Origin of the sequence: Paenibacillus terreus (assembly GCF_042138595.1) — a bacterium.
GTDB lineage: Bacteria > Bacillota > Bacilli > Paenibacillales > Paenibacillaceae > Paenibacillus > Paenibacillus terreus.
In genome coordinates, this window is sequence record NZ_JBHIRX010000022.1 from 59,994 (window position 1) to 72,440 (window position 12,447).

Consider the following 12,447-nt stretch of genomic DNA (forward strand, 5'->3'; position numbering starts at 1 on the left):
GAACCCCTGGGGGTTCTCATCCCCGGACGTAAAAAGAGAAACTTCCTGATGGAAGTTCCTCTTTTTTTTACGTCCCAGGAGGGATTCGAACCCCCGACCGACGGCTTAGAAGGCCGTTGCTCTATCCAGCTGAGCTACTGGGACTTAAAGGTTATGTATGACAGCGCATTAATGAGTATAACATATTTTATGGTGGTATGGGAAGAGTTTTTTTGAAATTAATCTTTCGCCGGGATTCTGCAACACTACACCTGGTTATATCGTAAGTATGGAAACGAAAGGAGTGTCTGCCATGAGGAACCTTTTATCCTCGCTCTGTTATTTCAGCATTTTTTTCGCCCCCTTCCTGTTTCCGGTCATCGTATGGATCGCGGTCAGGGATAGCTACGTGCAAAGTCACGCCAAGCGCGCGCTTCTCTCGCATTTCTTTCCCGTGCTGACCGTCATCCCGCTGCTTTACTCGCTTGTTTCACAAAGGCCGGGGTTATTTGTCACCTTTCTCCTTCTGTTTGGCATAGTCTATCTTGTGGTGTTTGTATACAACATCTACAAGGGCATTCAGTCATTGCGTGAATATGCTTGATTTTATGGAAAATGCCCCAAAACCGGGCCATCAAACCGCTGCTTTTGGGGCATTTTGCTTTTTACCCTGCACTCCCGCCCGAATCACGGGATCCGCCCTTCATGAACCGCAGCGGATTGCGGCGGATCAGAATCACCAGTCGAAGCATACTGCAGCATGGCAGCTTCATTTCGCAAACTCTGCCGCCAGCTCGCTGTCCACCTTGCCATGGGATAGCAGCTCGCGTGTGAATCGTCCCCGCTTCTCGTGCAAATCCTTCCCGTTAGCATCGCGGAATACGACATCCGTCACTTCCTCGAAAGCGGAATGAAGATTGTTGTCGTACCAGTCGAGCTCCATATCCGCGTCATTGCGGATCATGCGCAGCATCCTGTAGCCATGCTCTCCTTCGGCAGGAGCAAGATATACAAGCAGCCCTGTATCATCCACACTTGCCGAATTCACCTCGATTTCCGCGCAGCGCACACCGTCAATCTCAGTAAATCTCCGGATTTTTACATCTTTAATCGTATACATACACATCCTCCTAAAAGTTTTGTGAGCGTTACTTCTTAAATCGACTTCGTACAAAACTCACTTCGGAAGCATGGGCTCGTCCGTGTCAGCCGCCAGCCTTTCTATGTTCGTAGTTTTCGGTAAGGACAGACATTTTATGCCCTCATCCGGCATATGTTTGTTTATACTTTTACGGCCGGGGATGAACTCCCTAGCGAGAGCAGGAAGACAAGGAAGGGATGAACCTACATGTGCGGAATTACTGGATTTATACAGTGGAATAAGGATTTAACGGTACAATCGGAGCTGCTGTCCGACATGACGCGTACGTTGTCCCATCGGGGGCCGGATGCGGCGGGAACGTGGATATCCAATCCGTGCGCCTTTGGACATCGCCGTCTCAGTGTCATGGATCCCGAGAATGGGGCTCAGCCCATGATCCGCCATCGGGATGACTATACTTATACGCTGGTATATAACGGGGAGCTGTACAATGCTCCCGAGCTGAAAACAGAGCTTCAGCAGCGGGGACACGTCTTTTTAACCAAATGCGACACGGAGGTGCTGCTTGCTTCCTATATCGAATGGGGCCCGGATTGTGTCGACAGGCTGAACGGCATTTTTGCTTTTGCGGTGTGGGATGAAAAAAGGCAGCATGTTTTCATGGCAAGAGACCGTCTGGGGGTCAAGCCGCTTTTTTACAGTGAAATCCAGGACGGACTCATCTTTGGCTCCGAGCCCAAAGCGCTGCTCAAGCATCCCGAAGTTGAGCCTGTCGTGCATGCGGACGGCCTTGCCGAGATCTTCATCATCGGGCCGGCGCGTACTCCCGGGCACGGAGTTTACGCCTCCATCCGTGAGCTTCGTCCTGGGCATACGCTGATTCATGACCGAAGCGGAACGAAAATCCGCGCCTTCTGGAAGCTGGAAAGCATCCCGCATGAAGATGATACCGAACAGACCGCTCTCCGGGTACGAGAGCTGCTGCAGGATACGCTTGAGCGCCAGCTCGCCTCCGACGTGCCCGTGTGCTCCCTGCTGTCAGGCGGGCTTGATTCGAGCGCATTATCCGCCCTTGCCGTCAGCTACTATACAAGGACAGAGCAAGGGATCATCGATACATTCTCTGTGGACTATGTCGATAATGACAAGCATTTCAAGGAGCACTCCTTCCAGCCTGGAGCTGACGGACCGTGGATCAGACGCATGGTGGATGAGCTTGGCACCAACCACCATTGGATCGAGTTTGATACGCACGAAGTGGTTGAAGCACTTAATGCATCGACCGAAGCGCGTGATCTGCCGGGAATGACGGATGTGGATTCCTCGCTCTATCTGTTCTGCCAGGAGATTAAAAAACATGCAACCGTCGCGATCTCCGGGGAAGCAGCCGACGAGGTGTTCGGGGGATATCCATGGTTCCACCGGGACGAAATGCTGGACTCCGGAACTTTTCCATGGGCTGTGGCACCGGAGCTGCGCGCAAGCCTGCTGAATCCTGAAGTCAGGGAATGGATCAGGCCGATCGAGTACCTGAATGACCGCTATGCCGAAGCTGTCGGCGAGGTGCCGAAATTGGCGGGTGAAACGGGCAAGGCGGCCCAAATGAGAGTCATGTCATATCTGAACATCACACGATTCATGCCTACACTGCTTGACCGCAAAGACCGAATGAGCATGGGCGTGGGACTGGAAGTCCGAGTTCCGTACTGTGATCACCGCCTCGTGCAATATGTATGGAACATTCCGTGGGAAATCAAAATCACCGGAGGACGTGAGAAGGGCCTCCTGCGCAAGGCGCTGGAAGGTGTTTTGCCGGATGACGTGCTTTACCGCAAAAAGAGCCCTTATCCGAAAACCCATAATCCGGCTTATCTTCATACCGTGAGGCAGCAGGCGCTCGACATGCTTGCCGATTCCTCCTCCCCCATCCTCTCCTTGATTGATGCCAAGCGCATCCGGGAGATTGCCGACTCGCCTGACGCTTCTTCGAATCTGCCGTGGTTCGGTCAGCTGATGTCAGGTCCGCAGCTGTTCGCCTATCTCGTGCAGGTGAATCATTGGCTGAAAACCTATCGTGTGGCGATCCGCTGATTTACATGCGAAAAACCCGGCTCCTGTTCATGGAGCCGGGTTACACTCGTGTATTCAAAGCTACAACTGCTTCTCAAGCTTGGCAGCCAGCTGCCGCAGCGCCGCTCCGCGATGGCTGATCGCCTGCTTCTCCTCCAGCGTCAGCTCTGCCATCGTTTTACCATACTCCGCCAAATAGAACAGCGGATCGTAGCCAAAACCGCCGCTGCCGGCGGTGTCCGAGGTGATCCACCCTTCGACGCTGCCTTCCGCTTCAAGAGTCTCTCCTGACGCAGGATCGTACAATATCAAGGCGCACACAAAACGGGCGGGACTCAGCAGCGGCTGCTCCGTATCATCCCCGAGCTGCCTGGATTCAAGCATATCCAGCAGCTTGAGGTTGTTTTCCTGGTCGCTGGCGCCTTCGCCGGCAAAGCGTGCCGAATAGACGCCAGGCTCCCCGTTCAGCGCGTCCACGCACAGGCCCGAATCGTCCGCAAGCACAGGCAGCCTGAGCGCATCTCCAACAGCCTTGGCCTTCTTGAAAGCATTCTCCGCAAAGGTTTTCCCGTCTTCAACAATATCCGGCAGCTCCGGATAGTCGTACATGCTTTTGACCTGCTTGCCAAAGGGTGCAAAAGCATGTGCGAATTCACGGATTTTGCCTTTATTTTTGGTGGCTACTACGATCACCGACTGCTCAAGCCGCATCAGGCCCGCACCCCCGCCTGGCCTGTGCCAATCTTGAGCGCGATCGGTCCAAGCACTTCCTTTTGCCGCTCAATCATTTGCAGGATACCCTGCTCGCCAAGCGAAAGCATCAGGTCAAGCTCCTTGCGGTCAAAAGGACTTTCCTCTCCGGTCCCCTGAAGCTCGACAAATTTTCCGCCGCCTGTCATGACCAAATTCATATCTACCTTGGCTTTTGAATCCTCTTCATAGTTCAAATCAAGCAGCGGCTGCCCGCCTACCACGCCCACACTGACGGACGCCAGAAAATCCGTGATGGGGAAGCGCTGCAGCTTGTGCTGCTCGGCAATTTTATTGATGGCGATCGCCATGGCTACAAATGAGCCAGTGATCGAAGTGGTCCGTGTTCCACCGTCCGCCTGAATCACGTCACAATCCAGGGTGACCGTCCGCTCACCCAGCGCATGCAGATCAACCACCGAACGGAGCGCTCTGCCGATCAGCCGCTGGATTTCCATCGTTCGGCCACCCAGCTTGCCGCGGGCCGCTTCTCTCTGGTTGCGGGTATGGGTCGCCCGCGGCAGCATGGAATACTCTGCGGTTACCCAGCCCCTGCCCTGGCCTTTCATGAAGGGCGGGACCCTTTCTTCCACACTCGCGGTGCAGATTACCTTGGTGTCCCCGACTTCAATGAAGACGGAGCCTTCCGCATATTTATTAACACCCGTTGTCAAATTCATCGGGCGCAGCTCATCGCCGTTCCGGCCGTTAGCTCTCATGTAAGTGCCTCCTACGTAAATGCGTCCTGTATGTTCACCCTATTTTACCAGAGGAGTTTTGAAAAATCCAAAAACAAATGCCACTGGATGATGAATATGCGGTGCGATCAAATGGGAATTTCGTTGAGATGCTGCGGTTTGGCCGCTGGTTTGCCATAGTTTATATTGTCCTCGCCCAGCACGTTGGTTTCTCCGTTCAGCACAATTTGTACTTTGGCGGAGCTATTGCCCGCATTTTCGGAGGCCGTCAGGACGACAGACTGTAAAAATTCGGCAGGCACCACCTCGCCTTGGGCGAACATATTATCATCCATAGATACTTTTACAATACCTTCCGGAGATTGCTCCACGGATTTAAGCACCGTCTCCGAAGTCATCACCTGATTCAGACCATCCTCCGGCCGCGGGCCGCGGATCAGTTCTTCCAGAGAGGCCTTCATCTTATCCTCGCCAGGCGGGACAAGTCTCGTCACAGGAACGTAATACTGAATGCCAGCGGGAGAAGAGGCCGAGAAATATACCGTAACAGGCCTGGAGGATGTATAGGAAGCCCCCTGTCCCAGTTGCAGGTTAATACCAATTCCCCGCGTCAGGAGATGGTCCAGCGGCATTCCGCCCTTCGGCATCTCGCTCAGCTTCTGTCCGTCCACCCAAATTTGCACATTTTGTATATCGGGCTGTTCCGTCAGCGTCCATGTCACGGCCTCTACAATTTTTCGTTCATCCGCTTTCTTATATTCCGTAAAAGGCTTTGTAAATTCGACGACGGCCAGCTTTCCATTCTTGTCAATGGTTACGCTCTGCACTTCGGTCCCCTGTGGAAGAACGCCCGCAAAACCGTCGGGAAGGGTTCCTGCATAGGGTCCGCCGTTAACCAGCATTTCAAGAGACGCTTTGGCGTTGACCTCAGCCGTGCCTCCCGGAACAGGGAGCGACACCGGCACCAGGAATCCATTGTTGTCCTGAAGGTAAACTTCCTCAAGCTTTGTTCCTGCAACAGCCTCTTTCCCGTGGGATTCCGCCGCTGCGAGCATGGCCTCTTCCACGGCAGCAGGAGGCGGATCGATAGGCTCCGCACCTGTGCTCCAATCCCCGCAAGCGCTCAGCAGCAGCACAGACGACAGGATACAGACGGCGGATCCTGTCCGCCATGATGGTTTACCCCTCATCGTTGAAGCTCCTTCCTAACAATTTTGTTCAGTTTGTACTAATATGTATACGAGCCCCTCCGCAAAACATGCGTAAGAAAAATATCTATCGGTGTACATTCAAGGAAGAAATTTGACTGTACCGGATCAGCGGCAAGGGAATCATGGGAGGATTGGTTATACTGTACAAGACATCATAGCGAGAGGTGATAAAGTTGAATCCCGAGAAAATCCCCTATAGCCTGAACAGCAAAAAAGTCGCGGACGCTACTAAAGAGTGGCTGCATAAACGCGGCGTAACCGTTGACGAGATCGCAGAGCTGGTCATGCTGCTGCAGAAGAAATATTACCCGGACCTCACGATGGAAGAGTGTGTCCATAACGTTGAGAAGGTGCTCAGCAAGCGGGAGGTGCAAAATGCGGTCCTTACCGGAATTCAGCTGGATATTCTTGCTGAGCAGGGCGCGCTGATTTCACCGCTGCAGGAAATGATAGAGAATGATGAGAGCTTGTACGGGGTTGATGAAATCCTGGCTTTCTCAATCGTGAACGTTTACGGGAGTATCGGTTTTACCAACTACGGCTATGTGGATAAGTTGAAGCCGGGTGTGCTTGAAAGGCTGAACGACAAGAACGACGAACCGATCCATACCTTCCTGGACGATATCGTAGGTGCAGTCGCCGCCTCCGCCAGCAGCCGTATTGCCCACCGCAAGCAGGCTGAAAGGGAGAAGGCTTTGGGAGAAGAAAGCGTCGGGGACGGCAGTGCCCCCGATTGAGGAGGAAACCGATGGGAGAGGAAATTCAAATTCGCAGCATGTCCATGGATGATTATGAAGAGGCGCTGGAGCTCTGGCACAGCGTGGAGGGCCTGGCTGTCAGCGAAGCGGATTCCCCCGAGCAGCTCGGGCGGTACCTGGAGCGGAACCGCGGACTCAGCTTCGTATGCGCTATGGAGGGACGCATTGCAGGCACACTTCTGTCCGGCCATGACGGCCGCAGGGGATATATGTACCACCTGGCGGTGGACCCGGCTTACCGCGGCCGCGGCATTGCAAGCCAGCTTGTTGAATATGCGCTGGAGGCCCTGAGGCAGGAAGGAATAGATAAGTGCCACATTTTCGTCATCAGCGACAATGAAACGGGCAAGCGCTTCTGGTCAGCAAATGGCTGGGAGCAGCGCAGCGGCTTTTATGTCTACTCGAAGTCCGTATAGGCTTAAGCGGAAAATCATACAGTGAGAGCCTCAGCTCAAGTCAATCCTGCACAATTGGCTTGAGCCTCTTCTGCTTCCGTTGCACTTTAACCTAGCTCTATCGGTTAGAAATGGCAGCATATGCTGTGGTTAGTGTGCCTGCCTGCTCTTCAACCTGCCCCCTTGCCATCAGTTCGTCAAGGTGAGCCAGCGTTTCAGAGAGCGCAAAACGCAGCTGATGGACCGTAAGCTTGTCCCCGAACATGGCAAGGCACAGCTCATAAGCGCTGCGCGGCTTTTCATCCAGCAGCTGTGCAAACCGGTTCAGCCTTTCTTCATGATGCTCAAGCAGATGAACAGTACGGTCCCTGAAATGGCCGAACGGATGACGGTGCCCTGGGAAGGCTTGACGCACCTCATATTGTCCAAGCTTCTGCAAACCGTCCATGTAAGCTGCAAGGGGGTGCGCGTCGCTGCCCGGCAGCAGGCTTACATTGGGAGAAATTTGCGGCAGCACGGCGTCACCGCACAATATAATCTCCCTGTCACACTGATACAGCGACAGATGGCCAGGCGCATGGCCGCCTGTCATGATCAGCTCCCACGCCCTGCCTCCCATTTCGAAGCTGTCCCCTTCATTCACACAGGTAACTGCCGGCTGGGGCAGAACATCTCTGTACGCTCCGAGCAGATGCTCACGCATCGGCTCCGACAGCTCCCGGGGCAGTCCATGGGCTTGAAAAAAACGGACAAACCTTTCCTCTGTCCCGCCTTCCTCTCCCCACATAAAGCGGGCTTCCTGCAGGCTTCTGGTTGACATCAGCACCGGCGCCCCGCTTCGCTCCTGAAGCCATCCCGCCAATCCATAATGATCAGGATGATGATGGGTGATCATGATGCGGGTAATATCCTTGGCTGACCAGTTCAGCTCCTTCAGCACATGTTCCCAGTTCTCCACAGCCACTGGCGAATGCGGTCCGGCATCCACGACCGTTATACCATCATCCCCGGGCACAATATAGCTGTTAACCCACCGCAGCGGAAAGGCCATCGTAATTTTCACCTGAATAATTCCTTCCTCTTCAAAGCGGGTCCATTCGGGCAGCTTCATCAATCTTCTCCTCCTAAAACGATCGGGTTCTCATCGTATATCGAAAACTTTCTGCAATGTATTTCTCGCAGTTACAGCAATTTCCTTCCGCCAGTCGTGCACACGCTCATGATAAAGGCCTTTGCTCATCATTTCAATCCTTTTCATGCTACAATTGGACTGCAGACAGCAGAGACTGGGCACCAACTGTATACCTGAACAGCAGGAAGGAAGTGATCCGCTAATGATCCGAATCGGACTTACGGGCTGGGGAGATCATGACGATTTGTATCCATACGGCACCAAACCTGCGGGCAAGCTGCACGTATATGCCTCCCACTTTTCCGTCGTGGAAATGGACAGCTCTTTTTACGCGGTACAGCCAGCCGAGCGAATGGAACGCTGGGCTGAGGAGACTCCAGAGCACTTTTCCTTTATCGTGAAGGCGTATCAGGGCATGACAGGACATACACGGGGAAAAATCCCCTTTTTTGCGACTGAGGAGGATATGTACGACGCGTTTCTGGGCTCCGTCGAACCCTTGACCCGGGCCGGCAAGCTGAAGGGAATTCTGTTCCAGTTCCCGCCCTGGTTTGATTGTACGAGGGAAAATGTACAGATTCTTCGCTCGGCCAAACAGAGAATGAAGGAGCTTCCCTGCATTCTGGAATTCCGCCATCAAAGCTGGTTCGCTCCTGAATTCAGGGAGCGGACGCTCAGCTTCATGCGTCGGGAGGGCTGGATCCACAGCGTATGCGATGAGCCTCAGGCCGGTGTTGGTTCCGTGCCAACCGTTCCTCATGCGACGGATGAAGGCCTGACCCTTGTAAGAATGCACGGCCGCAACCTTGAAGGCTGGAATCAGAGCGGTGCGCCCAACTGGCGGGAAATCCGCTACCTTTACCGCTATAACGAGCAGGAGCTGCTGGAGTGGAAGGACATCATTTCAGAGCTTGCCCGCCAGAGCCAAGAGGTGTGCGTCATTTTCAACAACAACTCGGGCGGAGACGCGGCAGCCAATGCGAAGCAGCTGATGACGCTGATGGGCATGGACCCCAAGCCCTTTCCCGCCCGTCTGGACCGGGACACTGACGAGGACCCGGAGCAGCTTGAATTATTCTAATTCCGCCCTTCTGCCGATATTAAAAATGAGAACGGTCCAAGGAGGGGAGAATATGGATATCGGATCCGCATCTATGGCGCTCAGTCAGAGCAGCCTGAAACTGAATGCAGGCTTCAAGGTATTAAGCATGTCCAAAGATATGGCTGAAGCCCAGGGACAGGCCATGATTCAAATGATGGAAAAGAGCGTGCAGCCGAATTTGGGCGGCAAGCTGGACATCCGCGTCTGATCAACAAACCGTATGACCTGAACAAAGGGGCGTCCCAAAAAATCTTATTAACCCGGGACCGCCCCTTTTTCCAATGTTCCCGCACCAATTTTCCGTAACCTGTTTTTGCGATCCGCGCAAAACGTAGTACTATATAATTTAACTACTATATTAGGAGGATAACGACGATGAATTACTCCGTTTATTTTGAACAAAACAGGGAAAAACATCTGGATGAGCTGAAGCAATGGCTTTCCATTCCCAGCATTTCCGCCCTGTCGGAGCATAAAGAGGATGTTAACCATGCCGCTTCCTGGCTGGCTGACAAATTGACACAGGCAGGTCTGGAGAATGTTGAGATTATTCCGACAAAAGGGCATCCGCTCGTTTATGCCGATCATCTGCATGCTCCGGGCAAGCCGACGCTGCTCGTATACGGACATTACGACGTGCAGCCCGTGGACCCGCTTCATCTATGGGAGACGCCTCCGTTCGAGCCTTCGATCCGTGACAACAAAATTTATGCGCGCGGGGCAACCGATGACAAAGGTCAGGTCTTCATGCATATCAAGGCAGTTGAGGCTATTTTGCGCCAGGAGGGGCAGCTTCCGGTCAACATCAAATTCTTCATTGAAGGGGAAGAGGAAATTTCCAGCCCCAACCTGCTTGCATACCTTTCTAACGATGCAGAACGTTTGACTGCGGATGCGGTACTGATTTCGGATACCGCCTTGATTGAAAAAGGCAAACCTGCCATCTGCACGGGGCTGCGCGGCCTATGCTCGCTTGAAGTGGCAGTACATACGGCAAATACCGACTTGCATTCAGGGTCCTTCGGAGGTGGTGTGCCCAACGCGCTGCATGCCATGGTGTCCCTGCTCGCTTCCCTTCATAATGACAAAGGAGAGGTCAGTGTAGCGGGTTTTTATGATGATGTTGAACCGCTCTCTCCTGCCATGAAGGCGGAATTTACCAAGCAGGGGCTTAATGAGGAAAAACTGCGGACCGATCTCGGGCTTGATACCCTTTATGGCGAAGGAGACTACAGCTTCGTGGAACGTGTAGGGGCACGGCCTACGCTTGAGCTGAACGGTGTATACGGCGGCTTCCAGGGGGAAGGCACGAAAACTGTCATCCCGAAGGAAGCTCATGCGAAAATTACATGCCGTCTTGTAGCCAATCAAAATCCGCAGGATATTCTGGATAAAATCGAGCGTCACCTGCATGAGCATATCCAGCCTGGAGCCCGTCTTGAAGTGATTCAGGGTGAAAAGGCGAACGCGTTTAACATCGATCCATCCCATCCGCTGCTGCAATCTGCGGCTGACGCTTTTGAACGCGTATATGGAACGCGGGCCGTCTTCACCAAAGATGGAGGCTCCATTCCGATTGTCGAGACTTTCTCCCGCGTGCTGACAGCTCCGGTCGTACTTATGGGCTTCGGCCTGCCGGAAGAGAACCTTCATGCGCCAAACGAGCATTTTCATCTGGAAAACTTCGATAAAGGCCTGCTGACGATTGTAGAGTATTTAAAAGCGCTGTAATCCCGGTACAAATAAGGCATCCCTGAGCATGATGTGCTGTGGGATGCCTTTCACATTTTGGCTGGAGATAACGTATTTTTCATTTAGTGAGGCCCCTGTACAGGATGTATGCCCCCAAGATCGAACAAATCAGCGATACCGGGCCTAAAAAAGAATGACCAAGCATCCAAAAAATGAGACTGAAAACAGGCCAGCCGATTAACGCTCCCAAAAGAAGGGCGAGGCTCAGCACCTCTTTAACATCGTTCCAGTCGTAAACATACCTTGAACCCGCATATCTGATTTTATTGCCTTTATTGTTTTTTTTCCTTTTCCACCATTTCTCCACCGCTATGCACCCTACATTCCGACTTCGGAGAGAAGTCATTTGTTATCTGTTTAAAATCGGTTTTAGAAACATTTAATCACAAAAAGGTCTTCATTGTCACCTAAGAATTTCGGCTGCTTGGGGAATCATAGTATCTCCAAAATGCTGACAAAGATTCACAAACAAAAAACAACCGGCTCAGCCAGTTGTTCCCCGTTCCACAAAGTATTTATTCGTCATGTAGTAAGCTTCGCCCCTGGATGTCTCAACCATTCCCTTTTTGCTGTCCAGGAATACGATTTCCCTGCATTTCGTGCAGTACCATTTCGTTCTCTTGAAGGGTGATTCCGTAACGTAGGCCGTTCCGCATTTGCAGTCGATTTTGATGAGAATCTCCGAAGCTTTATAAGCGTTCGATAATTGCTTCATACTGTGATCGTGCTGCTGCTGTACAGGAGCAAGTACTTCCTGATAGCTCGAATGGGCATTATGCACCTTAAAATCGGCAACCAGCTCCGAATGCAGACCGAAGAATTCTTTACCGATCTCGGTGACGAACTTGCGCCCGTTTCGGTAACAATCCATCCATTCCCGGATCTGTTGATTAGACAAAGGCACAGTGCCCTTGATGCCACTGTTCAAGGTGTATGTCATGATGTATAATGTATCCTCTTGTCTATTACCGTACATTAGAAGCCTCCTTTGGATTCTCTGCTAATGTACTACAAACGTGAAAAAACATCAATGAGTTCCCCTATTTATAAGGGCTTGAGGGATATATTCCCATGGAAACAAAGCACTTACGTTATTATATCCTAATCTCGGATTATTCGGAAATACATTTTTTTCTTTACAACAAAAAAACAAGCCGTTCCCCGTAAATCCGGAGAACGGCTGATGCGAGAACATGGCTCTTTAGAAGTCTGCAAGGGCTACTTGGATGAATCCGAAAGCGGCACCAGCGGCAGTAGCCTGCAACGCGGCGACAAGCAGAAGGTTAACGGCGATTGTACGGGAGTTGCCTGGTGAAATGGTGTACGTAGTAACTGGTGCGTTTACAGCAGTGAGCACGAGGTTTACGGGGAAGGTACTGTTATTCTGAACAGTAACGCTTGCGTTGTCTCCTCCTCTGAGATCCTCAAAGTAGGATTGACCCACACCGGCAGCGAGAATGAAAGATTGTTGCGGTAACAGGATGGCCATTGTTGTATA

General features: G+C 52.3%; 15 protein-coding genes and 1 tRNA gene. 7 read left to right on the top strand and 9 right to left on the bottom strand.

Going from position 1 to position 12,447, the window contains the following annotated elements; translation table 11 throughout:
- Positions 1 to 70 precede the first annotated feature (70 nt).
- A tRNA-Arg gene (locus ACE5KN_RS27145) sits at positions 71 to 144 on the bottom strand.
- Between the two features lie 148 nt (positions 145 to 292).
- On the opposite strand from ACE5KN_RS27145, the gene ACE5KN_RS27150 reads away from it, so the two are divergent.
- A complete protein-coding gene (locus ACE5KN_RS27150) occupies positions 293 to 583 on the top strand; it encodes a magnetosome magnetite crystal formation protein family (RefSeq protein ID WP_375524421.1) in 291 nt (96 codons plus the stop codon).
- Between the two features lie 165 nt (positions 584 to 748).
- Here the strand turns inward: ACE5KN_RS27150 and ACE5KN_RS27155 are convergent, their stop codons facing one another.
- Entirely contained in the window at positions 749 to 1,099 is a 351-nt protein-coding gene (locus ACE5KN_RS27155; protein ID WP_375524420.1) for a hypothetical protein, read from the bottom strand.
- Positions 1,100 to 1,327: 228 nt separating this feature from the next.
- Here ACE5KN_RS27155 and asnB point away from each other — a divergent pair, with 228 nt between their 5' ends.
- On the top strand, positions 1,328 to 3,172 hold the full coding sequence (gene asnB / locus ACE5KN_RS27160) for an asparagine synthase (glutamine-hydrolyzing) (protein ID WP_375524419.1): 1,845 nt from the start codon (positions 1,328 to 1,330) through the stop codon (positions 3,170 to 3,172).
- Between the two features lie 60 nt (positions 3,173 to 3,232).
- Here the strand turns inward: asnB and ACE5KN_RS27165 are convergent, their stop codons facing one another.
- From ACE5KN_RS27165 to ACE5KN_RS27175, 3 genes are all read right to left on the bottom strand, one after another.
- The gene (locus tag ACE5KN_RS27165; RefSeq protein ID WP_375524418.1) at positions 3,233 to 3,862 is read right to left on the bottom strand and encodes an XTP/dITP diphosphatase; all 630 of its coding nucleotides are present in this window, start codon (positions 3,860 to 3,862) and stop codon (positions 3,233 to 3,235) included.
- Positions 3,862 to 4,620: a ribonuclease PH gene (gene rph, locus ACE5KN_RS27170; protein WP_375524417.1), complete on the bottom strand. Its 759-nt coding sequence runs from the start codon at positions 4,618 to 4,620 to the stop codon at positions 3,862 to 3,864. The genes ACE5KN_RS27165 and rph overlap by 1 nt, the downstream gene beginning before the upstream one ends.
- A 107-nt stretch (positions 4,621 to 4,727) precedes the next feature.
- Entirely contained in the window at positions 4,728 to 5,789 is a 1,062-nt protein-coding gene (locus ACE5KN_RS27175) for a GerMN domain-containing protein (RefSeq protein ID WP_375524416.1), read from the bottom strand.
- A gap of 194 nt (positions 5,790 to 5,983) precedes the next feature.
- Here ACE5KN_RS27175 and ACE5KN_RS27180 point away from each other — a divergent pair, with 194 nt between their 5' ends.
- Positions 5,984 to 6,547, top strand: a complete 564-nt coding sequence (locus ACE5KN_RS27180; RefSeq protein WP_375524415.1) for a phosphatidylglycerophosphatase A family protein — start codon at positions 5,984 to 5,986, stop codon at positions 6,545 to 6,547.
- Positions 6,548 to 6,558: 11 nt separating this feature from the next.
- Positions 6,559 to 6,984, top strand: a complete 426-nt coding sequence (locus tag ACE5KN_RS27185) for a GNAT family N-acetyltransferase (protein ID WP_375524414.1) — start codon at positions 6,559 to 6,561, stop codon at positions 6,982 to 6,984.
- Positions 6,985 to 7,081: 97 nt separating this feature from the next.
- On the opposite strand, the gene ACE5KN_RS27190 is transcribed toward ACE5KN_RS27185, so the two are convergent.
- The gene (locus tag ACE5KN_RS27190) at positions 7,082 to 8,074 is read right to left on the bottom strand and encodes an MBL fold metallo-hydrolase (RefSeq protein ID WP_375524413.1); all 993 of its coding nucleotides are present in this window, start codon (positions 8,072 to 8,074) and stop codon (positions 7,082 to 7,084) included.
- Between the two features lie 223 nt (positions 8,075 to 8,297).
- Between ACE5KN_RS27190 and ACE5KN_RS27195 the strand changes: the two genes are divergently transcribed.
- The 3 genes from ACE5KN_RS27195 to ACE5KN_RS27205 all read left to right on the top strand — a co-directional run bounded on the left by ACE5KN_RS27195 (position 8,298) and on the right by ACE5KN_RS27205 (position 10,928).
- A complete protein-coding gene (locus ACE5KN_RS27195; protein WP_375524432.1) occupies positions 8,298 to 9,176 on the top strand; it encodes a DUF72 domain-containing protein in 879 nt (292 codons plus the stop codon).
- A 52-nt stretch (positions 9,177 to 9,228) separates the two neighbouring features.
- Positions 9,229 to 9,405 carry a YjfB family protein gene (locus ACE5KN_RS27200; protein ID WP_375524412.1) on the top strand — a complete coding sequence of 59 codons (177 nt, stop codon included), beginning with the start codon at positions 9,229 to 9,231 and terminating at the stop codon, positions 9,403 to 9,405.
- A 167-nt stretch (positions 9,406 to 9,572) separates the two neighbouring features.
- Complete coding sequence (locus tag ACE5KN_RS27205; RefSeq protein ID WP_375524411.1) at positions 9,573 to 10,928, top strand: dipeptidase; 1,356 nt, start codon at positions 9,573 to 9,575, stop codon at positions 10,926 to 10,928.
- Positions 10,929 to 11,007: 79 nt separating this feature from the next.
- Here the strand turns inward: ACE5KN_RS27205 and ACE5KN_RS27210 are convergent, their stop codons facing one another.
- The 3 genes from ACE5KN_RS27210 to ACE5KN_RS27220 form a co-directional block, all read right to left on the bottom strand.
- Complete coding sequence (locus ACE5KN_RS27210) at positions 11,008 to 11,256, bottom strand: hypothetical protein (protein WP_375524410.1); 249 nt, start codon at positions 11,254 to 11,256, stop codon at positions 11,008 to 11,010.
- A gap of 177 nt (positions 11,257 to 11,433) precedes the next feature.
- On the bottom strand, positions 11,434 to 11,925 hold the full coding sequence (locus tag ACE5KN_RS27215) for a hypothetical protein (RefSeq protein WP_355321521.1): 492 nt from the start codon (positions 11,923 to 11,925) through the stop codon (positions 11,434 to 11,436).
- Positions 11,926 to 12,150: 225 nt separating this feature from the next.
- Positions 12,151 to 12,438 carry a hypothetical protein gene (locus ACE5KN_RS27220; RefSeq protein WP_375524409.1) on the bottom strand — a complete coding sequence of 96 codons (288 nt, stop codon included), beginning with the start codon at positions 12,436 to 12,438 and terminating at the stop codon, positions 12,151 to 12,153.
- Between the last annotated feature and the right edge of the window lie 9 nt (positions 12,439 to 12,447).

Bases quoted from the DNA above. Each gene is read 5' to 3' on its own strand.
- ACE5KN_RS27150 (WP_375524421.1), top strand. From the start codon at position 293: ATGAGGAACCTTTTATCCTCGCTCTGTTATTTCAGCATTTTTTTCGCC.
- ACE5KN_RS27155 (WP_375524420.1), bottom strand. From the start codon at position 1,099: ATGTATACGATTAAAGATGTAAAAATCCGGAGATTTACTGAGATTGAC.
- asnB (WP_375524419.1), top strand. From the start codon at position 1,328: ATGTGCGGAATTACTGGATTTATACAGTGGAATAAGGATTTAACGGTA.
- ACE5KN_RS27165 (WP_375524418.1), bottom strand. From the start codon at position 3,862: ATGCGGCTTGAGCAGTCGGTGATCGTAGTAGCCACCAAAAATAAAGGC.
- rph (WP_375524417.1), bottom strand. From the start codon at position 4,620: ATGAGAGCTAACGGCCGGAACGGCGATGAGCTGCGCCCGATGAATTTG.
- ACE5KN_RS27175 (WP_375524416.1), bottom strand. From the start codon at position 5,789: ATGAGGGGTAAACCATCATGGCGGACAGGATCCGCCGTCTGTATCCTG.
- ACE5KN_RS27185 (WP_375524414.1), top strand. From the start codon at position 6,559: ATGGGAGAGGAAATTCAAATTCGCAGCATGTCCATGGATGATTATGAA.
- ACE5KN_RS27190 (WP_375524413.1), bottom strand. From the start codon at position 8,074: ATGAAGCTGCCCGAATGGACCCGCTTTGAAGAGGAAGGAATTATTCAG.
- ACE5KN_RS27195 (WP_375524432.1), top strand. From the start codon at position 8,298: ATGATCCGAATCGGACTTACGGGCTGGGGAGATCATGACGATTTGTAT.
- ACE5KN_RS27200 (WP_375524412.1), top strand. From the start codon at position 9,229: ATGGATATCGGATCCGCATCTATGGCGCTCAGTCAGAGCAGCCTGAAA.
- ACE5KN_RS27205 (WP_375524411.1), top strand. From the start codon at position 9,573: ATGAATTACTCCGTTTATTTTGAACAAAACAGGGAAAAACATCTGGAT.
- ACE5KN_RS27215 (WP_355321521.1), bottom strand. From the start codon at position 11,925: ATGTACGGTAATAGACAAGAGGATACATTATACATCATGACATACACC.
- ACE5KN_RS27220 (WP_375524409.1), bottom strand. From the start codon at position 12,438: ATGGCCATCCTGTTACCGCAACAATCTTTCATTCTCGCTGCCGGTGTG.